This window comes from Streptomyces sp. MCA2 (genome assembly GCF_023544705.1).
In the GTDB taxonomy this organism is placed as follows: Bacteria; Actinomycetota; Actinomycetes; order Streptomycetales; family Streptomycetaceae; genus Streptomyces; species Streptomyces decoyicus.
In genome coordinates this window covers 1-313 of the sequence record NZ_JAMJFM010000137.1, presented here as the reverse complement: position 1 = coordinate 313, position 313 = coordinate 1, and the positions used below count along the sequence as shown (strand labels likewise).

Here is a 313-nt window from a genome sequence, read left to right as displayed (position 1 = left end):
CCCCCTCTCCCACGCCCAACGCCGCCTCTGGTTCCTCCACCAACTCGAAGGACCCAGCCCCACTTACAACGTGCCGATGGCCCTCCGGCTCACCGGCGAACTCGACACCACCGCACTACGTGAGGCCATCTGCGACCTCGCCGACCGGCACGAATCGCTGCGCACCGTCTTCCCCGAGACCGACGGCACCCCACGCCAGCAAGTACTGCACGGCGACGCCGCCCGGCCGACGATCGAGGTCGTCACGACCGATGCCGCACACCTCGCCGAGCACATCGCCACCGCCGCTCGCCACGCCTTCCGGCTGACCGAT

Annotated in this window: 1 protein-coding gene; it reads left to right on the top strand. The window is 69.6% G+C overall.

Annotation, left to right across the window (positions count from 1 at the left end; genetic code table 11):
* Window positions 1-313, top strand: a 313-nt coding sequence (locus M8I34_RS41155; RefSeq protein ID WP_250058173.1) for a condensation domain-containing protein, incomplete at both ends; no start/stop codon positions are given.